This is a genomic window from Amycolatopsis viridis, from assembly GCF_011758765.1.
In the GTDB taxonomy this organism is placed as follows: Bacteria; Actinomycetota; Actinomycetes; order Mycobacteriales; family Pseudonocardiaceae; genus Amycolatopsis_E; species Amycolatopsis_E viridis.
In genome coordinates this window covers 5,432,112-5,453,399 of the sequence record NZ_JAANOU010000001.1, presented here as the reverse complement: position 1 = coordinate 5,453,399, position 21,288 = coordinate 5,432,112, and the positions used below count along the sequence as shown (strand labels likewise).

The window sequence follows — 21,288 nt, the reverse complement described above, 5'->3', positions numbered from 1 at the left end:
ACCTCACTGCTTACCCTCGAACCGTGAACTCCGTGACCGAGCTGGCGACCTCCGGGCCGCTGCTGCTCGCCGCCGGGGTCGCCCTGCTCGCCGGTGCCATCTCGTTCGCCTCGCCGTGCGTCGTCCCGCTCGTGCCGGGTTACCTCGCCTACCTCGCGGCGCTGGTCGGCGCCGACGCGCCGGCCGTGACCGCCGGCGAGGAGCGCAAGAAGGGCCGGTACGCGGTCGTCGGTGCGGCCGCGTTGTTCGTGCTCGGCTTCACCGTCGTGTTCGCCGCGGGCGTGGGCAGCCTGGTGTGGCTCGCCGACGCCCTGCTGGCCAACCAGGACCTGCTGCAACGCGTCGGCGGCGTGGTGACCATCGCCATGGGCCTGGTCTTCCTCGGGCTCGTCCCGGCGTTGCAGCGCGACATCCGCTCGCACCGCGTGCCACGCGGGGGGCTGCTCGGCGCTCCGCTGCTCGGCGCGGTCTTCGGACTCGGCTGGACACCGTGCATCGGTCCCACGCTGTCCGGCGTCCTCGCCCTCGCCGCCGGCACCGGCTCCAGCGGTGTCCGCGGGTACCTGCTGGTCCTGGTCTACTGCGTCGGGCTGGGCCTGCCGTTCCTGCTCATCGCGTTCGGCGCCCGCTGGGCCGTGCGCGCCACCGACTGGGTGCGCCGCAACGGCCGGCGCGTCCAGCTCGTCGGCGGCGGGCTGCTGCTCGTCGTCGGGGTCCTGCTGGTCACCGGCCTGTGGGGCGAGCTGGTCGGCTGGCTGCGCGACGCCTTCGTCACGGACACGGTGCTGCCGCTGTGACCGCCACCGAAGCGCCCCCGCACCCCAAGCCGTACCGCAACTCACCGGCCAAGCGGATCCTGGCGTTCCTGCGCAACACCTGGCGCGGGCTCACCGCGATGCGCACCGCGCTGATCCTGCTGTTCCTGCTCGCGCTCGCCGCGCTGCCCGGTGCCCTGCTGCCGCAGCGCACGCTCAACGCGCCGAAGACCGAGCAGTACATCGCCGCCCACGGCTGGTGGGGCACGCTGCTGGACCGCCTGCAGTTCTTCGACGTCTACTCGAGCGTCTGGTTCTCGGCGATCTACCTGCTGCTGATGGTCTCGCTGGTGGGCTGCCTCCTGCCGCGCAGCGTCGAGTACCTCAAGGCGATGCGCGCCCAGCCGGTGCTCACCCCGCGCAACCTGTCCCGGCTGCCGCACTTCGCCACCGCGACCACGCCGCGCGACGCCGACGAGGTGATGGCCGCCGCCCGCGCCCGGCTGAAGGGCTGGCGCAGCGTCGAGCGCGCGGAGGACGGCGGCGTCCGCACGCTGAGCGCGGAGCGCGGCTTCCTGCGTGAGACCGGCAACCTCGTCTTCCACTTCGCGATGCTCGGCCTGATCATCGCCTTCGCGCTCGGCAAGATGTACACCTACGAGGGCCAGGTGATCGTCCAGGCCAACGGGTCCCAGTTCTGCAACTCCGGCATCTACGCCTACGACTCGTTCACCCCGGGCCTGCGCGTGGACGGCACCGAGCTCGAGCCGTTCTGCGTGAAGGTGAACGACTTCACCGCCGACTTCACCCCGGCCGGCCAGCCCGTCCAGTACCGGTCGAACGTCCAGTACCAGTCGGGGACGGACCTGCAGACCGGCACCTGGCACAACTACCTGCTCGAGGTGAACTCGCCGCTGCGGCTCGCCGGCGACCGCGTCTACCTGCTGGGCAACGGCTACTCGCCGATCTTCACGGTGACCTGGCCCGACGGCACCACCCGCACCAGGGCGGTCCAGTGGCGCCCGACCGACGGCACCGCCACCCTGAGCGAGGGCGCCACCAAGTTCGACCCGCCGAACATCACCGACCCGTTCGCGCGGCGCACCAAGCAGCTCGCGATCACCGGCCTGTTCGCGCCCGACGGCGTGCTGCACGGCGGCGTGCTCACCGGCGGTGGCCCGCGGATGACCGACCCGATGGCCGCGGTCGACGTGATGCGCGGTGACCTCGGCCTCGACTCGGGCAAGAGCCAGTCGATCTTCTCCATCGACCAGTCCATGGTGGACGACGGACGGCTCACCCGGGTGGCCCGGCAAAACCTGGCCGTCGGCCAGTCGATCACCCTCGACGACGGCACCGTGGTCCGGTTCGACGGGGCCCAGCGCTACGTGTCGCTCCAGATCTCGCACGACCCCACCCAGACCTACGTCCTCGGGTTCGCGATCGCCATGCTGCTGGGCCTCGGGTTGTCGTTGGTGATCAAACGGCGCAGGCTGTGGGTGCGGGTCGTCCCGGACGGCGAGGCCGGGACAGGTACCGTGGTCGAGGTGGGCGGGCTCGCCCGCACCGACCAGGCGGGCTACGGCGAGGAGTTCACCCGGATCGCGGAAGAGCTGCTCACAGGCACCAGGAAGACGAGGTAACCGAAATGCCGGGCGCTGCTGTTGATGCAACGTTGTCCCAGTACAGCGACTGGTCCTACACCACCGCGACCGCCGTCTACGTACTGGCGCTGGTCTTCTTCCTCATCGAACAGTCCTTCGGTGCCAAGGGGCGCCGTGCGGCCGAGCGCTCCCGGGAGCGAGCGCGCGAACTGGTCGGCGCCGGCGGTCCGGGCAGCACCGAGACCGTCACCCCTCCGGCTGAACCTCCAGCGGCCCGCGCGAGCCGTGGCCGCGCCGAGCGCATCGGCCGGATGGGCGTGTCCCTCACGGTCCTGGGCGCGCTGCTGCACGTGGCCGCACTGGTGTTGCGCGGCGTGGCGACCCACCGCGTGCCGTGGGGGAACATGTACGAATACATCATGGCGGTGACGCTCATCGCCGTGGTGACCTGGCTCGTGGTGATCCGCAAGTTCCCGGCGCGGCACCTGTCCGGATTCCTGCTGCTGCCGGTCGTCATCCTGATGTTCGTCGGCGGCACGATGCTCTACACCGTGGCCGCGCCGGTGCAGCCCGCGTTGCAGTCGTACTGGCTGGTCATCCACGTATCCGCGGCCGCCACCTCGTCCGGCATCTTCCTGGTGCCCGGCGTGGCCAGCATCCTCTACCTGGTCCGCACCGCCCACGAGCGCGACCCGAAGCGCTTCGCCCGGTTCGCCTCGCGCCTGCCCGCCGCCGACGTGCTCGACCGCATCGCCTACCGCACCACGGTGTTCGCGTTCCCGCTGTTCACCTTCGGCGTGCTGTGCGGCGCCGTGTGGGCCGAGGCCGCGTGGGGCCGGTTCTGGGGCTGGGACCCCAAGGAGACCACGGCGTTCATCGCCTGGGTCGTCTACGCCGCCTACCTGCACTCGCGGGCGACGGCCGGCTGGCGCGGAACCCGCGCCGCGGTCATCAACACCCTCGGGTTCGCGGTGACGGTGTTCAACCTGTTCTTCGTCAACCTCGTCACGACCGGCCTGCATTCCTACGCCGGGGTCGGCTGATGACCGAGCCGCGCGAACCCGGGTCCTACTTCTCCGACGAACGAACCGACTCCGCCTCGCACCCGGCTCCTCCTCCGCCGCGGCCGCTCCCGCAGCCCGGCTACGACCCCAACCTACCCCCGTTGCAGCAGCAGTACGGGCAGCCGCAGTACCAGTACCCGCCCCTGCCGCAGCCCTCCCGGCCGCGTCACGCCGCGCCCGAGCAGGGCGTGCGGCCGCCGAAACGGGTGCCCCAGTCGGGCTGGCGCAAGGTGGTCTACGTCGCCTCCGGCAAGTTGATCAACCCGGGGGAGAGCCCGCAGGAGCAGCGCCAGCGCGAGCTGGTGGCGCGGGTGAACCAGCCGCTGCGCGGGTGCTTCCGGATCGCGATGCTGAGCCTCAAGGGCGGGGTCGGCAAGACCACCGTCACCACGACCCTGGGTTCGACGTTCGCGGCGCTGCGCGGCGACCGGGTGATCGCGGTGGACGCCAACCCGGACCGCGGGACGCTGTCGCAGAAGATCCCGATCGAGACCACCGCCACGGTGCGGCACCTGCTGCGGGACGCGGACCGGATCACCCGTTACAGCGACGTGCGGGCCTACACCTCGCAGGGGACGAGCCGGCTGGAGATCCTCGCCAGCGAGCAGGACCCGGCGGTGTCGGAGGCGTTTTCGGAAAGCGACTACCTGCGCACGATCGCGCTGCTGGAGCACTTCTACAACATCGTGCTCACCGACTGCGGCACCGGTCTGATGCACTCGGCGATGAAGGGCGTGCTGGACGCGGCCGACTCGCTGGTCGTGGTGTCGTCGGCGTCGGCGGACGGTTCCCGCAGCGCGTCGGCCACGCTCGACTGGCTGGACGCGCACGGCTACGGTGACCTGGTGAAACGGTCGGTGACCGTGATCAATTCGGTGCGACCGAAGGCCGGTTCGGTCGACCTGGACAAGCTGGCGGCGCACTTCGCGGCGCGGACCAGGGCGGTGTGCCGGATCCCGTTCGACCCGCACCTGGAGGAGGGCGCGGAGATCGAGCTGGAGCGCCTGACGCCGGAGACGCGCATGGCGCTCCTGGAACTCGCCGCGACCATGGCCGACGCGTTCCCCGGGAAGCGGTGACGCCCGCGGGCGCGTGACCGGAGGTGATCAATCCTCGTCGGACTTCGGTGGCTTCTGCTGGCCCAGCTTGCGGAGGAACTCGGGGTCGTCGTCCGGTGGGACCGTCGCTCGCGAGGACACCCCGACGTGCTCGGGGCCGAACGCTCGCCACAACAGGACAGCGATGGTGAGCGCTCCGATCGCTGCGAGCAGGTAGATCATCCCCGCTCCCTTCCGAGTGCGTTGGCGCGGAACTGCTGCCCCGAGGGTAACCCCTGGGGCGTGAGTTCTCCTTGACGCGCTCGGGCCCCGCGGGATCCGGCTGTCCGAGCCGGTCCGCGGGGACGCGCCACGCGATTCAGACCCGTGTCGGCTCGCTGGCGTCCGTGGTGAGCTCGGCCAGCAGGGCGTTGACCTCGGACTCCCGGAACCGCCGGTGCCCACCGGGGGTGCGGATCGAGCCGATGCGGCCCGCGGTCGCCCAGCGGGTCACGGTCTTCGGGTCCACCCGGAACAACGCGGCGACTTCGCCGGGCGTCAGCAGGCGCCCTCCCGTGCTCGCGGTCATTTTCCGCCTCCTTCACGACCACACTGCTAAACCGGAGGCCGGAGCCCCGGTCTCATCAACGCGGCAATCGTGGCACTTCACCCGCCAGGTACTCGAACGGTTGTCGATAGGTAAAGAGGTAGTAAGGGACAAAACGCCCACGCCGCGCGCGCCCGCTGCCACCCCGGTGCGCACCGGAAACCACCCCGCGCGCCAACCGGATGGGGTGCACGAACGGGGCGCCCAACGAGTACTGGGCGACGGACACCACCTGGCTGAGCTCGTGCAGGCGCGCGAGATCGAGGGCGGCGTCCTGCACGACTGATACGTGCGTGATGTCCCGCTGCGCACGCCGTGACCCCTGCCCACCCGAGCCGGCCCGGACACCGGCAAACACGCCGCCCGCAGCGGCAAACACGCCGCCCACCCGAGCAAACACGCCGCCCGCAGCGGCAAACACGCCGCCCACCCGAGCAAACACGGCGCGCCCAGCGGCAAACACGGCGGGGCCGGCGCTCGCGGCGGCGTGTTGGTCGCTCCGGGCACCGTGTTGGCCGTTCCCGGGGGTGAGTTGGGCGTTCCGGGTGGTGAGTTGGCCGTTCCGGCGGTGCCGGGCGGGCGCCGCCTAGTCTGAACCGCGTGGATGCGCTGGACCGCAAGATCATCGCCGCGTTGCGCCTGAACGGCCGGGCCACCTACGCGGAGCTGGGCCGCACCGTGGGGCTGGCCGCCTCGTCCGTGCACGAGCGGGTCGGCAAGCTCGAGGCGGCCGGGGTGATCACCGGCTACCACGCGACCGTCAACCCGAGCACCGTCGGCCTCGGCGTCACCGCACTGGTCGGCATCCAGCCGACCGACACCGCGGACGACAACGAGGTCGCCGAGGAGCTGGGCGCGCTGCCCGAGGTGGAGAGCTGCTACGCGGTCGCCGGCGACGAGGCGTTCGTGGTCAAGGTCCGCGTGCCCACGGTCGACGAGCTGGAGCACACCCTCGGCCGGCTGCGCCGCATCGGCGGGGTGGCCCGCACCCGCACCACCGTGGTGCTGTCGACCCGGTTCGAGGGACGGCCGAACAACACGGTGCTCGAAGATCCGCCGCGGTCCGGCGCGTAGGCTCCTCAGACGTGAGCGAGACCCGTACCCATCTGGGCCGCGACCTGACGCTTTACCTGCTCGCGCGGTTCGGGCTGATCGTCGTCGTGGCGGCCGTGCTCGTGCTGGTGAAGGTGCCGTTGCTGGTCGCCGTGGCCGTCGGCGTCGTGGTCGGGCTGCCGGTCGGCCTGCTCGTCTTCCGCAAGCTGAACGCGCGGGTCACCGCCGGCCTCGCGGCGCGCAACGAGCACCGCGCGCGGGAGCGGGCCAAGCTGCGCGCCCAGCTGCGGGGTGAAGATGCCGCCGGCGAGTAGGGCGTGGGTGCGCGAGGCGATCCGGCTTCTGGAGGCCGACGCGAACCGCAGCGCCGACACCCACCTGCACTGCTTCCCGCTCCCGCCGGAATGGGGCGTGGACCTCTACCTCAAGGACGAGTCGGTGCACCCGACCGGCTCGCTCAAGCACCGCCTGGCCCGGTCGCTGCTGCTGTACGGGCTGGTCAACGGCCAGATCGGGCCGGACACCACGCTGATCGAGGCGTCCAGCGGCTCGACCGCTGTGTCCGAGGCGTACTTCGCGCGCATGCTCGGGCTCGACTTCGTGACCGTGGTGCCGCGCAAGACCAGCCGCGAGAAGATCGAACTGATCGAGTTCTACGGCGGCCGGTGCCACTTCGTCGACATCCCGTCCGCGATGTACAGCGAGGCGGAACGGCTCGCCGCCGAGTGCGGCGGCCACTACCTCGACCAGTTCACCTACGCCGAGCGGGCCACCGACTGGCGCGGCAACAACAACATCGCGGAGTCCGTGTTCGCCCAGATGCGTGCCGAACGGCACCCGGTGCCGTCGTGGATCGTGGTGGGCGCGGGCACCGGCGGGACGAGCGCGACCTTCGGCCGGTACGTGCGGTACCGCAGGCACACCACGAAGGTCGCGGTGGCCGATCCGGAGAACTCGTCGTTCTACGGCGCGTGGGAAACCGGCGCGCTGGACTACACGACCGGCATGCCGTCGCGGATCGAGGGCATTGGCCGGCCGCGCGTGGAGCCGTCCTTCGTGCCGACGGTCATCGACCACATGATCCGGGTGCCGGACGCCGCGTCCATGGCGGCGATCCGGCTGCTGCGGGAACGCACCGGGCACTGGGCGGGCGGCTCGACCGGCACGAGCCTGTACGCGGCGTTCGAGATCATCGCCGGCATGCTCGAAGCGGGTCAGGTGGGCAGTGTGGTGACCCTCATCTGCGACGGTGGCGAGCGGTACGCGCACACCTACTACAACGACGAGTGGATCGCCGAGCAGGGCTTCGACCTGGCCCCGCACACCGCGCGGATGGAGGAGTTCCTGGCCACCGGCAAGTGGGTCAGCTGACCGCGAGCCCGATCGCCGTCAGCAACGACCACCCCAGCATCGCCAGCCCGGTGTCCTTCAGCACCGGGATCAGCCGCGGGCCGGTGCCGCCGCTGGTGATGGCCCGCACCGGGGTCCGCAGCAGCGGCGCGGTCACCAGGGCGATCAACGGCAGCGGGTGCCCGATCGCCAGCAGCAGCGTCACCACGTACGGCACCGCGATCAGCGCCAGGTAGAAGCGCCGCGTGCCGGCGTCGCCCAGGCGGACGGCCAGCGTCACCTTGCCGGCCACCCGGTCGGTCGGGATGTCCCGCAGGTTGTTGGCCACCAGCACGCCCATCGAGAAGCACCCCACGGCCACCGCGGCCCCCAGCGCCTCCCAGCTGATCCGGCCGGCCTGCACGTACACCGTCCCGAGCACCGCGGCCAGCCCGAAGAAGATGAACACCGCGACCTCGCCGAGCCCGGCGTACCCGTAGGGCTTGCGGCCGCCGGTGTAGAACCAGGCGCCGAGGATGCACGCCGCGCCCACCGCGATCAGCCACCACCGGCCGGTGGCCGCGACCAGCACCAGCCCGACCACGCCGGCCACGCCGAAGGAGGTCAGGGCCGCCGCGAGCACGAGTTTCGGTGCCGCGGCACCGGAGCCGACCAGGCGCAGCGGACCGACCCGGTCGGTGTCCGTGCCGCGGATGCCGTCGGAGTAGTCGTTGGCGAAGTTGACGCCGATGATCAGCGCCAGCGCCACCAGGAGGGCGAGCAGGGACTGCCACCACGAAAAGGCCCCCAGCTGGATCGTCGCCCCCACGCCCGCCACCACCGGCGCCACCGCGTTCGGCAGCGTCCGGGGGCGGGCCCCCTCGATCCATTCCGTCACAGTCGCCATGACTGCAATTCAAGCGGAAACCGTCTACTCCCCGGTGACCGGGACGGACCAGGTGAGTGTGCCGGAGTCGGGCCGGGGCGGAACGGCCGTCGCCGTGCCGGCGACCGCGAAGACGGCGAGCACGGCGCCGATGGCCGCGACGAGGAAACGTTGCAGCGATCTCATTGGGTAACTCAAAGGCGGACCGCGCCAGATGTCAACCAACCGGGGGAAAAATCTGGTCGACGACTGCCGTCCGGTCGACTTTGCCCGGTCCGCGGAGCGGGAGTGTGGTAACGAACTCGACCCGCTTCGGCACGGCCGCGGCGCCCGCCTCGGCGCGGACCGCGGCCCGCAGCTCGGCCACGCCCGGCGCCTCGCCCTCGGGTACCACCGCGGCGGCCACGATCTGGCCCCACTCCGGGTCCGGCAGCCCGACCACACACGTCTCCCGCACCCCGGGCAGAGCCGTGATCAGGCGTTCCACCGCTGCCGCGGACACCTTCACCCCACCGGTGTTGATCACGTCGTCGAGGCGGCCGAGCACTTCGAGACGACCGTCGCGCAGCTGTCCGCGGTCCCCGGTCCGGAACCACTCGCCGTCGAACGACTCCGCGGTCAGGTCGGGCCGCAGCCGGTAACCGTGGGTCAGGACCGGCCCGGCGATCAGGACGCGCCCGTCGGCGGCGATCCGCACCCCGACCCCGTCGAGCGGTACGCCGTCGTAGACGCACCCGCTGGCGGTCTCGCTCATCCCGTAGGACGGGATGATCCGCACCCCGGCCTCGGCCGCGCGGGCACGCAGGGCCGGGGTGGTCGCGGCGGCGCCGAGGATGATCGCGTCGAACGCCTTCGCCGCCGCCAGCCCCGGGCCACCGGCGTCGAGCAGGCGGGTCAGCTGGGTCGGCACCATCGCGGTGTACCGCGGCCCGTCCGCGACGAGCACCGGCCGGGCGGCCTCGGCGAAGCGGTCCGCGCGGAACGGGCCGGGCGGCAGGACCGCGAACGGCTGCCCGGCGAGCATCGACCGCACCAGCACCTGCAGCCCGCCGATGTAGTTCGCCGGGGTCGAGAGCAGCCACCGCCCGGCACCCCCGAGCCGGGCGTGGGTGGCCGTGGCGGACGCCCGCAACGCGTCGGCGGAGAGCAGGACGCCCTTGGGCTCACCGGTGGATCCCGAGGTCGCGATGAGCACCGCCGTGCCGTCCTCGACCGGCTGGTCCGGTCGCATCGCGGCGAGCAGCCCGGCGGCCTGCGGATCGCGGCCGTCCAGGGGGAGCACCGGCTCGCCCCCGTCCAGGGCCGCGGCCACCGCCCCGGCCAGCTCGTCGATCGACTCCGGACCCCGCAGCCAGACCTCGCGCACGGTGACCTCAGTAGTAGTAGGGGAAGGCCGACCAGTCGGGGTCGCGTTTCTGCAGGAACGCGTCCCGGCCCTCGACGGCCTCGTCCTGCATGTACGCCAGCCGGGTGCTCTCCCCCGCGAAGACCTGCTGGCCGACGAGCCCGTCGTCGATGAGGTTGAACGCGTACTTCAGCATCCGCTGCGCCGTCGGCGACTTGCCGAGGACCTCCCAGCCCCACCGCAGCGCCTCGGCCTCCAGCTCGGCGTGCGGCACCACCGCGTTCACCGCGCCCATCCGGTGCATCTGCTCGGCGTCGTACTCACGGCCCAGGAAGAAAACCTCCCGCGCGAACTTCTGGCCCACCTCGCGCGCCAGGTAGGCCGAGCCGAACCCGCCGTCGAACGAGCCCACGTCGGCGTCGGTCTGCTTGAACCGGGCGTGCTCGGCGGAGGCGAGCGTCAGGTCACACACCACGTGCAGCGAGTGCCCGCCACCCGCGGCCCAGCCCGGGACCACCGCGATCACCACCTTCGGCATGAACCTGATCAGCCGCTGGACCTCGAGGATGTGCAGGCGCCCGGCCCGCGCCGGGTCGATGGTGTCGGAGGTCTCGCCGCTCGCGTACTGATACCCGGACCGACCGCGAATACGCTGGTCACCACCGGAACAGAACGCCCACCCACCGTCCTTCGGCGAGGGACCGTTCCCCGTCAGGAGGACACAGCCGACATCCGAGCTCATCCGCGCGTGGTCGAGAGCGCGGTACAGCTCGTCGACGGTGTGCGGGCGGAAGGCGTTACGAACCTCGGGGCGATCGAACGCGACGCGGACGACGCGTTTGCCGGAGCGAGCCTCGACGGAACGGTGATAGGTGATGTCGGTGAAACCGAAACCCTCGATTTCGGTCCAGGCGGACGGGTCGAACAGCTCGGAAACGCGGGCGTCATGCACGTTTGGGAGAATAGGCCGTGTGACTGTGGTGACGGGTGACACGCCGGGCGGTGCCCGGTGAATCCGTCGACCGCGCAGGCCAAGGTCATCGTGGACGAACTCGTCCGCAACACCGTCTCGCACGTCGTGCTGTGCCCCGGCTCCCGCAACGCGCCGCTGTCGCTGGCGCTGCACGACGCTGCCGCGGCCGGGCGGCTCCAGCTGCACGTCCGCATCGACGAGCGGGGCGCCGGTTTCCTCGCGCTCGGCATCGCCGCGCGCACCGGACGCCCGGTCGCCGTCGTGTGCACGAGCGGCACCGCGGCGGCGAACTTCCACCCTGCCGTGCTGGAAGCGGACCGGGCCGGGGTCCCGCTGATCGTGCTCACCGCCGACCGCCCGCCCGAGCTGCGCGCCGCGGGCGCCAACCAGGTCATCGACCAGCAGCGGCTGTACGGCAACGCGGTCCGCTACTTCGACGAGCTGGCCGTCGCCGAGCGGCGCGGCGGCCAGAACGCGTACTGGCGCAGCCAGATCTGCCGGGCGTGGAACGCCGCCTACGGCGAGTGGCGCTGCGGCCCGGTGCACCTGAACGTGCCGTTCCGTGAACCGCTGGTGCCCGACGGCGACGACGAGTGGTACGAGTCGCTGGAAGGCAGGCCCGGCGGGGAGCGGTGGACCGAGCTGCCCGACTTCGGTGCGCTGCCGTCGTTCGTGGTGCCGTCGGCGCGCTGTGGCCTGGTCGTGGCGTGCGACAGCGGGGTCCGCGCGGCGAGCGAATGGGGTGAGCAGCACGGCTGGCCGGTGATCTCGGAGACCGGGGGACTGGGCCTGCTCGGGTCGTCGGCGATCTCGTCCGGGGTGTGGCTGCTCGGCGCCGAGGAGTTCATCCGGCGGCACAAGCCGGAGCAGGTGCTGTGCCTGGGCCGGCCGACGGTGTTCCGCCAGATCCAGCAGCTGCTGTCCGACGCCGACGTCGAGGTGCTGCTGGTCCGGCCCGATTCGGACTGGCCGGCACCGGCGCACAACGTGCGGCAGGTCGGGCAGTGGTTCGACTCGCCGACCAAACCGGCCGACCCGGACTGGCTGGCCGCGTGGCAGCGTGCGGACGGCCTGGCGAACGCGGCGGTGGACCGGGCGTTGCGGCAGGAACAGTGGCCCAGTGGGTTGCGGCTGGCGTCCGAGCTGGTCGACGCGCTCCCGCCGGACGCGCTGCTGGTGGTGGGTTCGTCGAACCCGGCGCGGGACGTGGCGCTGGCCGGCCGCATGCGCCCGGACGTGCTGGTGCACCGCAACCGCGGGGTGGCGGGCATCGACGGCACGGTGTCCACGGCGATCGGCGCGGCGACGGTGCACCGCGGCCCCTCCTACGCCCTGCTCGGCGACCTGACGTTCCTGCACGACATCAACGGTCTGCTGGCCGGCCCGGCGAGCACCCGGCCGGACCTGACGATCGTGGTGCTCAACGACGACGGCGGCGGGATCTTCTCGCTGCTGGAGCAGGGCGCGCCCGAGCACCGCGACTCGTTCGAGCACGTGTTCGGCACCCCGCACGGCGCAGACCTGGCAGCGTTGTGCAGCGGCTTCGATGTCCCGCACGTGCTCGCCGGCACGATCGACGAGTTCCGCGCTGCTCTCCGGCCCGCGCCCGGGCTGCGGGTCGTCGAGGTGCAGGTGGACCGCTCGCGCCACCGCGACCTGCACGCCCGCATCCGCACCGCGGTCTCCACCGCCCTCTCCTGACCCGCAGCCGCCCCGGCGCAGCCAACACGCCGCCCCGGCGCAGCCGACACGCCGCCGCGAGCGGTGCACACGGCGCCGGGAGTGGCCAACACGGCGCCGGGAGTGGTGAACACGGCGCCGCGAGGGGCGAACACGCCGCCGGGAGTGGCAAACACGGCGCCGGGAGTGGCCAACACGCCGGGTGCGCGCGTGTTTGCTAATTGGGGCGGCGTGTTTGCCCTTCCGGGTGGCGCGTTGGCTCTTGCGGGCGGTGAGTTGGCTGGTCGGCGACGCGGTTGCGGCGGCCAGCCGTTTCCAGTGGGGAGGAACCATCTTTCGGCCGTGTCCGGTGCGGAGTTTTCCGGCTAGCGTCGCCGCATGCGTTTGCGAACTCGCGCCGGCCTGGGGGCCGTGACGACCGGACTGGCGACCGTTCTGCTCGCCTCGACCGCCAGTGCCGCGCCCGCGCCCGGCGCGCCCGGCGCCGGCGACCCCTACTACCCGTACGCCGGCAACGGCGGCTACGACGTCGCGCACTACGACATCCGCCTGACCTACCAGCCCGCCACCGACCAGCTCGCCGGCACCACGACCATCCTCGCCACCACCACGCAGGAGCTCACCAGCTTCGACCTGGACTTCGGCCTGCAAGTCAGCTCCATCCGGGTGAACAACGCACCCGCCGCCTTCCGCGTGACCCGGCCGGGCGAGCTGGAGGTCACCCCGGTCCGGCCGCTGGCGAAGCACCAGCCCATCACCGTCGTCGTGACCTACGCCGACACGCCGTCCAAGGTCGTCATCGACGGCTACACGGCCTGGAAGAAGACCCCGGACGGTGCCCTCGCCGTCGACGAGCCGCAGAACGCCCAATGGTGGTACCCGTCCGACGACCACCCCACGGACAAGGCCACCTACGACGTGTCCGTCGAGGTGCCCGACGACGTCGCTGCCCTGTCCACCGGCACGCTCGTCCGCAAGACCAAGCAGCGGGCCGGCTGGACGCGCTGGAACTGGCGCAGCACGCAGCCGCAGAACACCTACGCCACCACGCTCGAGGTGGGCAAGTTCGAGGTGAACCAGTCCGCGACCCCGGACGGCAAGCCGTTCACCACCGCGTACGACCCGTCCGCGGGTGAGTCGCTGGCCGCGGCGAAGGCGAGTGTCGAGCGCACGCCGGAGATCGTCGGGTTCCTGGCGAGCCAGTTCGGCCCGTACCCGTTCGAGGCGGAGGGCGGCGTGGTCAGCACCGGCCTGACCTTCGCGCTCGAGGCGCAGACGCGGCCGGTGTACAGCACCAAGTTCTTCGTCTCGGGCGCGAACACCTCGGTCGTCGCGCACGAGAACGCCCACCAGTGGTTCGGCGACTCCGTATCGCTGGGCCGGTGGAGCGACATCTGGCTCAACGAGGGCTTCGCCAGCTACGCCGAGTACCTGTGGTCGGAGCACCAGGGCGAGGGCACCGCCGCCGAGCTCGCCCAGTACGCCTACGACTCCCACCCGGCGGACGCGCCGTTCTGGCAGGTCCTGCCGGGTGACCCGGGCGTGGCCGCGCAGTTCGACGACGCGGTGTACGACCGCGGCGCGATGGCGGTGCAGGCGCTGCGCACCGCGGTGGGGGACGAGGCGTTCTTCGCCATCCTGCGCGGGTGGGTCGCGCAGCACCGGGGCGGCGACGCCCGGATCAGCGACTTCGTCGCGCTGGCCGAGCAGGTCTCCGGCAAACCGCTGCGCCAGCTGTTCCAGACGTGGCTGTTCACCGCGGGCAAACCGGCCACCGGGCCGAACGGGACGGTCACGCTGCGCAGCGCCGCGCAGCCGGAGTCGTACCCGTCGATCGAGCGGACGCACCGGCTCCTGGCGGCCGGGGGAAGCCGTTAACCCGCACCTTCTATGCTCGGACGGGTGACGGCGAGGAGTCTGTGGTGGCTGAAGATCGGCCGTCGCTGCGTGCTCGCCGTCGCCGTCGTGATCACCGTGCTGTGCGCCGGGCTGCTGCTGGCCGCGATCCGCAACGACGAGGCGATCACCGGCCACCTGGGCACGGCGACGGCCGAGGTCGACGCGGTGACGTGGGACCGGACGATCATCCGCTTCGAAACCCCGGACGGCATCGTGCACATCCCGTCGAACGGGGTGCTCTACCCGAGCGGGCTGGTCGCGGGTGATCTGGTGCGCATCGAATACGACGCGACGGATCCGGATCTGGCGCGGGTGGCCGGCCGCACCGCGACGCTCACCCTGCTGCCGCTGGGCCTGACGGTGCTGGTCACCTGGCTGGTCGCGGGCGCCGCGTCCTGGGGCATGCGGCACCGCTTGCGCCGCGCCGTACCGGCGGAACCGGAGGTCGCCGTTGTGGACGACGACGCCCCGGTCAAATCCGGCTGAATCCGACCACCCGGGGGCCCGATGCGCAGCGTGACCTACTCGATGGCCATCTCACTGGACGGCTACATCGTCGGGCCGGACGGCTCCTTCGACTGGAGCGTCCCGACCGAGGAGGTCTTCCGTCTCGCCCTCGACGAGGTGCGCGGGGTCGGCGTGCACCTGATGGGACGGCGGCTGTACGAGACGATGCTGTACTGGGAGACCGCCGAGCAGGAGCAGTCCCTCGACGACGCGGAGCTCGAGTTCGCCGGGGTCTGGAACGCGCTCCCCAAGGTCGTCTTCTCCACCACGCTGCGGGAGGTGCGGGGCAACGCGCGCCTGGCCACCGGCGGCGTGGCGGAGGAGATCGAGCGGCTGCGGGCCGAGCCGGGGGACGGGGACATCGCGATCGGCGGCGCGACCCTCGCCGCCGAGGTGGCCGCGGCGGGCCTGATCGACGAGTACCGGGCCAGGGTCTACCCGGTGCTGGTGGGCGGCGGCATCCCGTTCTTCCCGCAGCACGGGCGCCGGGCGGATCTCGACCTCGTCGAGACCCGCACCGTCAGCTCGGACGTGGTCTACCTCCGCTACCGCGTGGCGCGCTAGAAGCCCTGCCGCGGCGGCTGGATCTGCTGCTGCGGGTACTGCTGCACCTGCGGTTGCGGCACGTAGCCGGGCTGTGGCTGCTGCTGCGGATACCCGGGCTGCGGATAGGCCTGCTGCGGATAGGCCTGCTGCGGATAGGCCTGCTGCGGGTAGCCGGCCGGCGGCTGCGCCTGCTGCATGGCCTGGACCTGCTGCGCCTCCTGCTTGGTCAGCTTGTTGGTCATGCCGCAGAAGGTGCAGACGGTGAAGTACCTCGAGCTGATCGGGAACAGCGGGATGAAGAACAGCGTGAACTTCGTGACCGCCCGGCGCAGGGCGTGCGCGCTGGGGTTCTGGCAGTTCCCGCACAGGTAGGTCGCGGTGGCCAGGTCCTGGACGCTCTTGCGCCAGCCGTAGATGATCATTCGTGTCGCTCCCGGTTCCGGATTCTCGTCGGATCTAGGACGCACGAATCCCGCGTTCGGTTTCCTGCCACCACGACAGGACCTCCCCGGCGACGCCCGGCGCGGCGACGAGCAGGCCGTCGGTGGGCAGCGGACTGTCGTCGCCGCGGCGGTCCAGCACGACGGCGCCCGCCTCGATGGCCAGCGCCACGGATCCGGCGACGTCCCATTCGTGGTAGCTGTGCAGCACCGCGGCGATCGCGTGTCCCAGCGCGACCTGCGCGATCGACAACGCCGCCGAGCCGAGCACACGGACCCCGGCGCGCGCGGCCGCGGCGTGCTCGATGAACGAGCCCATGCCCGGCCACGGCCCCTTGCGGGCCAGCTCGGTGCACACGATCGCCCCGGCGATCCGGTCCCGTCCGGTCAGCCGGACCGGCTTGCCGTTCGCGCGGGTGCCGCGACCGCGGGCGGCGGCGTAGATCTGGGCGCGGTAGGGGTCGGCGACCACGCCGACGACCGGGCCGGACGCATCGACCAGTGCCAGGCTGTAGGCGCACCAGGGCACGCCGGCCACGTAGTTGGCGGTGCCGTCGACCGGGTCCACCACCCAGCGGTAGGCCGCGGAGTCCGCGCCGGTGTCGGCGCCGAACTCGCCGCCGACGACCGGGATGCCGGGGAACTCGGCGGTCAGCACGCGGCGGGTGTGCCGCTCCAGGATGCGGTCGGTGTCGGTGACCCAGTCGAACGGCGAGTCCGCCACGTCCGGGTGGGCGCCGCGGCCGGCGGTCGCGGTGATCACGTCGGTGGCGTCGTTGGCCAGCCGTCCGGCGACCTCGAGCGCCCGCGACAGCAGGCCCGGCTCGACCGGGTGGGGCGGGCGGGCGGAGAGGAGGGTCACGCCAGCCGAGTGTGGCGGCGCCGGGTGTCCGGGTGGCAACACCCAGGTGAAGGGGAGAAAGCTTCGTGAAGTTCGGGCACCGTTGGCTGCCTCGTCACGCACGCTTTTCCGCCCGAACCGGACCGGCTGTCACCGTGGGACGGTGCGCGTCGCCATCGTCACCGAAAGCTTCCTCCCGCAGGTGAACGGCGTGACCAACTCGGTGCTGCGGGTCGTCGAGCACCTGCGGGACACCGGCCACGACGTGCTGGTGGTCGCCCCCGGCCTGGCCGGGCCCGTGCACTACCGGGGCGTGCCCGTGGTGCGGACCCCGGCGCTGGACCTGCCGGTGGTCAACTCGCTGCCGATCGGCCTGCCCACCCGGACGGTGCTGACCGCGCTCGCCGCGTTCGGCCCGGACGTGGTGCACCTGGCCTCGCCGTTCGTGGTCGGCGCGCGGGGGCTCGCCGCGGCCCGCCGCCTGCGGGTGCCCTCGGTCGCGGTGTTCCAGACCGACATCGCCGGGTTCGCCACCGCCTACGGGCTCGGCCTGGGTGCGCGGGCGGCGTGGCGGTGGGTGCGGCGGCTGCACGCGAAGGCCGACCGGACGCTCGCGCCGTCCACGCAGTCGGTCGAGGACCTGCGGGCGCACGGCGTGCCGCGCGTGCACCGCTGGGGGCGGGGGGTGGACGTCGACCGGTTCTCGCCCGCGCACGCCGATCCGGAGCTGCGTGCCCGGCTGGCCCCGGGCGGGGAGCTGCTGGTCGGGTTCGTCGGGCGGCTCGCGCCGGAGAAGGAGGTGGGCAGGCTCGCGGCGCTGGCCGGGATGCCCGGGGTGCGGCTGGTGGTCGTCGGTGACGGCCCGGACCGCGAGGACCTGCAGGCCCGCCTGCCCGGCGCGGCCTTCCTCGGCGCCCGTTACGGAGACGAGCTGTCCGCCGCCTACGCCAGCCTGGACGTGTTCGTCCACACCGGACCGCACGAGACGTTCTGCCAGGCGGTGCAGGAGGCGATGGCCTCCGGTCTGCCGGTGCTGGCGCCGGACTCGGGCGGACCGCGCGACCTCGTGCTGCCCGGCCGCACCGGCTACCTGCTGCCGCCGGATCCGGACGGGTTCGCCGGGGAGCTGGTGCGGCGGGTGCACGACCTGCGGGATCCGGCGCTGCGCGAGCGGCTGGGCGGCAAGGCGCGCAAGGTCGTCCTGGGCCGCACCTGGCCGGTGGTGTGCGCGGAGCTGGTGCACCACTACGAGGTGGTCACCGGCCGGGTGGCGCGGGCCGCGTGAGGCCGTGCACATCGTCCAGCTGGCGAACTTCTACGGGCCCGCTCCGGTGGCCTGCGCACCGCGCTGCACCACCTCGGCGCCGGGTACGTGGCGAGCGGCCACCGGGTGACGCTCGTGGTGCCGGGACCGCGGCACGCCGAGGAGCGGCTGCCGACCGGGGTAAGCCGGATCTCCCTGCCCGCGCCGCGGATCCCCGGCACCGGTGGCTACCGGGCGGTGGACCCGTTCCGGGTGCGCGCGCTGCTGTCGGCGTTGCGGCCGGACCGGCTGGAGGTGTCCGACCGGCTGACGCTGCGCGGGATGGGGGTGTGGGCGCGGCGTCACGACGTGCCGAGCGTGGTGATCTCGCACGAGCGGCTGGACCGGCTGCTGGAGCAGTTCCTGGTGCCGGGGCCGCTGGCACGCCGGGTCGCCGACGTCGCCAACCGCCGCATGGCGGGCAACTACGACACCGTCGTGTGCACCACCTCGTTCGCGCGTGAGGAGTTCGACCGGATCGGCGCCGGCAACGTCCGGCAGGTCCCGCTCGGCGTCGACCTCGCCACCTTCCGGCCCGCTCACCGCGATGCCGCGCTGCGCGGTGAACTGGCGTCCGGCGCGGATGCCCTGCTCGTCCACTGTGGCCGGCTGTCGCCGGAGAAGCACGTGGAACGCAGCGTGGACACGGTCGCCGAGCTGACCGGGTCCGGCGCCCGGGTGCGGCTGGTGATCGCCGGGGACGGGCCGCGGCGGCGGGCGCTGGAGCGGCGGGCACGCGGGCTGCCGGTGACGTTCCTCGGGTTCGTGTCCGACCGGACCGCCGTGGCGCGGCTGCTGGCCAGCGCGGACGTCTCGCTCGCGCCCGGTCCGCACGAGACGTTCGGGCTCGCCGCGCTGGAGGCGCTCGCGTCCGGGACGCCGGTGGTGGTGTCGCGGTCGTCGGCGCTGCGGGAGATCGTCCGGCCCGGGTGCGGGGCCGCGGTGCCGGACCTGCCACGGGCGTTCGCGACCGCCGTCACCGGACTGCTGGACCGGCCGGAGGACCTGCGGCGTGCGGCTTCCCGGGCCCGGGCGGAGGAGTTCGCCTGGCCGGCGAGCGTGCGGGGCATGTTGTCCGCGCTGTCCCCGCCACCCTGACCCGGGCCGGGGGCATCGCGGTTAGGCTTCAGGCATGTCCCGTGCGAGCCTCGACAAAGATCCGCACGAGGTCGCCGCGATGTTCGACGGCGTCTCGGCCGGCTACGACCGGGCGAACTCGGTCATGACGTTCGGGTTCGACCGGCGGTGGCGCACGATGACATCCCGCGTGCTCGACGCGCGCCGCGGGGAGAAGGTGCTCGACCTCGCCGCCGGTACCGGGGTGTCCACCGCCGAGTACGCGCGCGGCGGCGCGTGGTGCCTGGCCGCCGACTTCTCGCTCGGCATGCTCCGCAGCGGCAAGCACCGTGACGTCCCGATGGTCGCCGCCGACGCGCTGCACCTGCCCTTCGCCGACGACAGCTTCGACGCCGCCACGATCACCTTCGGCATCCGCAACTTCGTCGACACCAGGGCCGCGCTCGAGGAGATCGCGCGGGTGGTCAAGCCCGGCGGGCGCCTGGTGATCTGCGAGGTGTCGACGCCCACGTTCCCGCCGATCCGGTTCGTCTACCGGCGCTTCATCCTGCGGGTGATGACCCTGCTCGGCCGGTTCTCCTCGACCAACCCGCAGGCGTACTCCTACCTGGCCGAATCCATGGCCGCGTGGCACGACCAGCGCGCACTGGCGCGGATCATCGCCGACGCGGGCTGGACGAAGGTGGAGTGGCTGAACCTGACGTTCGGCGTCGTCGCCATCCACCGGGCCACGAAGCCTTCCGTAAACTCCGGGGCATGACCCAGGACGCTCAGGTAATCGTCGTCGGCGCGGGCCCGGCCGGATCCACCGTCGCGACGTACCTGGCGCGCGCCGGGCTGGACGTCCTGGTCTGCGAGAAGACGGAGTTCCCGCGCGAGAAGGTGTGCGGCGACGGCCTGACCCCGCGCGGCGTCAAGCAGCTGATCGATCTGGGCATCGACACGAGCCGTGAGGCGGGCTGGGTGCACAGCCGCGGCCTGCGGATCCGCACCGCCGAGCTGACGCTGGAGATGGACTGGCCGGAGCTGACCAGCTACCCGCCCTACGGCGTCTCGCGCACCCGGCAGGACTTCGACGACCTGCTGGCCAGGACCGCGGTCAAGGCGGGCGCCCGGCTGCTGGAGCGCACCACGGTCACCGGCGCGATCACCGACGAGCGCAGCGGCCGGGTGATCGGGGTCGAGGGCAGGCAGGGGCCGGACAAGACGCCCGTCCGCTACCACGCCCCGCTCGTGCTGGCGTGCGACGGCGTGTCCGCGCGGCTGGCCCGGTCGGTCGGTATCGAGACGGACGACAAACGCCCGATGGGCGTCGCGGTACGGCGTTACTACCGGAGCCCGCGCCACGACGACCCGTTCATCGAGGGGCACCTGGAGCTGTGGGACCGCAAGGATCCGCGTAATCCGCGGCTGCTGCCCGGGTACGGCTGGGCCTTCCCGCTCGGTGACGGCACGGTGAACGTCGGGCTCGGCATGTTGTCCACGTCGAAGTCCTTCCGCAACACCGACTACCGCGCCCTGATGCGGCAATGGCTGGACTCGACTCCGGAGGAGTGGGGCTACCGCGAGGAGAACGCGATCGGCCGGATCGGCGGCGCCGGTCTGCCGATGGGGTTCAACCGCACCCCGCACTACCGCGACGGGCTGCTCCTGCTCGGCGACGCGGGCGGCATGGTGAGCCCGTTCAACGGCGAGGGCATCTCGGCGGCGATGGAGTCGGCGCAGCTCGCGGCCGAGTTCGTGGTGCAGGCGCTGGCCCGGCCCGCGGGTTCGTCGCGGGAGCGTGCGCTGCACGGGTACCCGCTCGCGCTCAAGGAGCTGATGGGCGGCTACTACCGGCTGGGCAACGTCTTCGCGAAGGCCATCGGCAATCCGAAGGTCATGCGTGCGGCGACGAAGTACGGGTTGCGGATCAACTCGCTGATCCCGCTGATCTACAAGGGCCTGTCCGGCTGCTACGACGCGAAGGGCGGCGACACCGTGGACCGGCTGATCGCGTTGGCCGCCCGGCTCACGCCGAGCGCCTGACGGGCGGTCCGGCTGCCGCCGCGAGCGGCACGAGGGCGCTCCCCGCGGACGTGATCTGGGCCGCATCTCGGTCAGGTTCCGTGGGTTACGTCACACTGTTTGTGCGTTGCGTGATCGTGAAGATCCTTTTCGTGCTGGTCTCGCGGTTGTGGCGCCCCACCAGGGCGTCTTTTGGTTAGGTTCGCCTTACCCGAAACACCCCGCGACAACAATGTGAGCCACGTCCTACACTGCCCCTATGCTTTGTGAACCGGTTCACAACGTCGCAGGACAGATTGTGAACAGTTTCACAAGCGACACGTTCGCAACGGCGC

At 72.2% G+C, this 21,288-nt stretch carries 23 protein-coding genes and 1 pseudogene; 15 read left to right on the top strand and 9 right to left on the bottom strand.

What is annotated here, in order from left to right:
• Positions 1 to 23: 23 nt before the first annotated feature.
• From FHX46_RS26955 to FHX46_RS26940, 4 genes are read left to right on the top strand one after another with little or no spacing between them, the layout of a single operon-like run.
• A complete protein-coding gene (locus FHX46_RS26955) occupies positions 24 to 797 on the top strand; it encodes a cytochrome c biogenesis CcdA family protein (protein ID WP_167120524.1) in 774 nt (257 codons plus the stop codon).
• Positions 794 to 2,398, top strand: a complete 1,605-nt coding sequence (resB, locus tag FHX46_RS26950; protein WP_167120522.1) for a cytochrome c biogenesis protein ResB — start codon at positions 794 to 796, stop codon at positions 2,396 to 2,398. Before FHX46_RS26955 ends, resB begins: the two co-directional genes overlap by 4 nt.
• 5 nt (positions 2,399 to 2,403) lie before the next feature.
• Entirely contained in the window at positions 2,404 to 3,402 is a 999-nt protein-coding gene (gene ccsB / locus FHX46_RS26945; RefSeq protein ID WP_167120520.1) for a c-type cytochrome biogenesis protein CcsB, read from the top strand.
• Positions 3,402 to 4,502: a MinD/ParA family ATP-binding protein gene (locus tag FHX46_RS26940; protein WP_167120518.1), complete on the top strand. Its 1,101-nt coding sequence runs from the start codon at positions 3,402 to 3,404 to the stop codon at positions 4,500 to 4,502. Before ccsB ends, FHX46_RS26940 begins: the two co-directional genes overlap by 1 nt.
• A 27-nt stretch (positions 4,503 to 4,529) precedes the next feature.
• Here the strand turns inward: FHX46_RS26940 and FHX46_RS26935 are convergent, their stop codons facing one another.
• From FHX46_RS26935 to FHX46_RS26925, 3 genes are all read right to left on the bottom strand, one after another.
• Complete coding sequence (locus FHX46_RS26935; RefSeq protein ID WP_167100961.1) at positions 4,530 to 4,703, bottom strand: hypothetical protein; 174 nt, start codon at positions 4,701 to 4,703, stop codon at positions 4,530 to 4,532.
• A gap of 136 nt (positions 4,704 to 4,839) precedes the next feature.
• Positions 4,840 to 5,049 carry a BldC family transcriptional regulator gene (locus tag FHX46_RS26930; protein WP_167100958.1) on the bottom strand — a complete coding sequence of 70 codons (210 nt, stop codon included), beginning with the start codon at positions 5,047 to 5,049 and terminating at the stop codon, positions 4,840 to 4,842.
• Between the two features lie 55 nt (positions 5,050 to 5,104).
• Positions 5,105 to 5,488: a hypothetical protein gene (locus tag FHX46_RS26925; protein ID WP_167120516.1), complete on the bottom strand. Its 384-nt coding sequence runs from the start codon at positions 5,486 to 5,488 to the stop codon at positions 5,105 to 5,107.
• Positions 5,489 to 5,667: 179 nt separating this feature from the next.
• Here FHX46_RS26925 and FHX46_RS26920 point away from each other — a divergent pair, with 179 nt between their 5' ends.
• The 3 genes from FHX46_RS26920 to FHX46_RS26910 are packed head-to-tail and all read left to right on the top strand — an operon-like array spanning position 5,668 to position 7,491.
• Positions 5,668 to 6,141 carry an Lrp/AsnC family transcriptional regulator gene (locus tag FHX46_RS26920; protein WP_167120514.1) on the top strand — a complete coding sequence of 158 codons (474 nt, stop codon included), beginning with the start codon at positions 5,668 to 5,670 and terminating at the stop codon, positions 6,139 to 6,141.
• Between the two features lie 11 nt (positions 6,142 to 6,152).
• Positions 6,153 to 6,434 carry a DUF4229 domain-containing protein gene (locus FHX46_RS26915; protein WP_167120512.1) on the top strand — a complete coding sequence of 94 codons (282 nt, stop codon included), beginning with the start codon at positions 6,153 to 6,155 and terminating at the stop codon, positions 6,432 to 6,434.
• Positions 6,418 to 7,491 carry a PLP-dependent cysteine synthase family protein gene (locus FHX46_RS26910; protein ID WP_167120510.1) on the top strand — a complete coding sequence of 358 codons (1,074 nt, stop codon included), beginning with the start codon at positions 6,418 to 6,420 and terminating at the stop codon, positions 7,489 to 7,491. The genes FHX46_RS26915 and FHX46_RS26910 overlap by 17 nt, the downstream gene beginning before the upstream one ends.
• Here FHX46_RS26910 and FHX46_RS26905 read toward each other — a convergent pair.
• From FHX46_RS26905 to FHX46_RS26890, 4 genes are read right to left on the bottom strand one after another with little or no spacing between them, the layout of a single operon-like run.
• Positions 7,484 to 8,356 (bottom strand): 1,4-dihydroxy-2-naphthoate polyprenyltransferase, encoded by an 873-nt coding sequence (locus FHX46_RS26905; RefSeq protein WP_167120508.1) that lies wholly within the window; start codon positions 8,354 to 8,356, stop codon positions 7,484 to 7,486. The genes FHX46_RS26910 and FHX46_RS26905 overlap by 8 nt on opposite strands.
• Before the next feature lie 24 nt (positions 8,357 to 8,380).
• Positions 8,381 to 8,521 carry a hypothetical protein gene (locus tag FHX46_RS26900; RefSeq protein ID WP_167120505.1) on the bottom strand — a complete coding sequence of 47 codons (141 nt, stop codon included), beginning with the start codon at positions 8,519 to 8,521 and terminating at the stop codon, positions 8,381 to 8,383.
• A 31-nt stretch (positions 8,522 to 8,552) separates the two neighbouring features.
• Complete coding sequence (menE, locus tag FHX46_RS26895; RefSeq protein ID WP_167120504.1) at positions 8,553 to 9,701, bottom strand: o-succinylbenzoate--CoA ligase; 1,149 nt, start codon at positions 9,699 to 9,701, stop codon at positions 8,553 to 8,555.
• 7 nt (positions 9,702 to 9,708) lie between these two features.
• Complete coding sequence (locus FHX46_RS26890) at positions 9,709 to 10,632, bottom strand: 1,4-dihydroxy-2-naphthoyl-CoA synthase (protein ID WP_167100937.1); 924 nt, start codon at positions 10,630 to 10,632, stop codon at positions 9,709 to 9,711.
• Between the two features lie 57 nt (positions 10,633 to 10,689).
• On the opposite strand from FHX46_RS26890, the gene menD reads away from it, so the two are divergent.
• The 4 genes from menD (at position 10,690) to FHX46_RS26870 (ending at position 15,303) form a co-directional block, all read left to right on the top strand.
• Positions 10,690 to 12,354, top strand: a complete 1,665-nt coding sequence (gene menD / locus FHX46_RS26885; protein WP_167120502.1) for a 2-succinyl-5-enolpyruvyl-6-hydroxy-3-cyclohexene-1-carboxylic-acid synthase — start codon at positions 10,690 to 10,692, stop codon at positions 12,352 to 12,354.
• A 357-nt stretch (positions 12,355 to 12,711) separates the two neighbouring features.
• Positions 12,712 to 14,211, top strand: coding sequence for a M1 family metallopeptidase (locus FHX46_RS26880; RefSeq protein ID WP_167120500.1), 1,500 nt, complete (start codon positions 12,712 to 12,714; stop codon positions 14,209 to 14,211).
• Positions 14,212 to 14,235: 24 nt separating this feature from the next.
• Positions 14,236 to 14,718: a DUF3592 domain-containing protein gene (locus tag FHX46_RS26875; RefSeq protein WP_449224097.1), complete on the top strand. Its 483-nt coding sequence runs from the start codon at positions 14,236 to 14,238 to the stop codon at positions 14,716 to 14,718.
• Positions 14,719 to 14,739: 21 nt separating this feature from the next.
• The gene (locus FHX46_RS26870) at positions 14,740 to 15,303 is read left to right on the top strand and encodes a dihydrofolate reductase family protein (RefSeq protein WP_167120498.1); all 564 of its coding nucleotides are present in this window, start codon (positions 14,740 to 14,742) and stop codon (positions 15,301 to 15,303) included.
• Here FHX46_RS26870 and FHX46_RS26865 read toward each other — a convergent pair.
• Together FHX46_RS26865 and FHX46_RS26860 are read right to left on the bottom strand one after the other, a co-directional pair.
• Positions 15,300 to 15,707: a zinc-ribbon domain-containing protein gene (locus FHX46_RS26865; RefSeq protein ID WP_167120496.1), complete on the bottom strand. Its 408-nt coding sequence runs from the start codon at positions 15,705 to 15,707 to the stop codon at positions 15,300 to 15,302. The genes FHX46_RS26870 and FHX46_RS26865 overlap by 4 nt on opposite strands.
• 34 nt (positions 15,708 to 15,741) lie before the next feature.
• Complete coding sequence (locus tag FHX46_RS26860) at positions 15,742 to 16,587, bottom strand: inositol monophosphatase family protein (protein ID WP_167100922.1); 846 nt, start codon at positions 16,585 to 16,587, stop codon at positions 15,742 to 15,744.
• 142 nt (positions 16,588 to 16,729) lie between these two features.
• Here FHX46_RS26860 and FHX46_RS26855 point away from each other — a divergent pair, with 142 nt between their 5' ends.
• The 4 genes and pseudogenes from FHX46_RS26855 to FHX46_RS26840 all read left to right on the top strand — a co-directional run bounded on the left by FHX46_RS26855 (position 16,730) and on the right by FHX46_RS26840 (position 20,974).
• A complete protein-coding gene (locus FHX46_RS26855) occupies positions 16,730 to 17,851 on the top strand; it encodes a glycosyltransferase family 4 protein (protein ID WP_313886253.1) in 1,122 nt (373 codons plus the stop codon).
• A gap of 4 nt (positions 17,852 to 17,855) precedes the next feature.
• Positions 17,856 to 18,967, top strand: a pseudogene (locus tag FHX46_RS26850) (glycosyltransferase).
• A gap of 34 nt (positions 18,968 to 19,001) precedes the next feature.
• Complete coding sequence (locus tag FHX46_RS26845; protein ID WP_167120494.1) at positions 19,002 to 19,706, top strand: demethylmenaquinone methyltransferase; 705 nt, start codon at positions 19,002 to 19,004, stop codon at positions 19,704 to 19,706.
• Positions 19,703 to 20,974 (top strand): geranylgeranyl reductase family protein, encoded by a 1,272-nt coding sequence (locus FHX46_RS26840; protein ID WP_167120492.1) that lies wholly within the window; start codon positions 19,703 to 19,705, stop codon positions 20,972 to 20,974. Before FHX46_RS26845 ends, FHX46_RS26840 begins: the two co-directional genes overlap by 4 nt.
• Positions 20,975 to 21,288 lie beyond the last annotated feature (314 nt).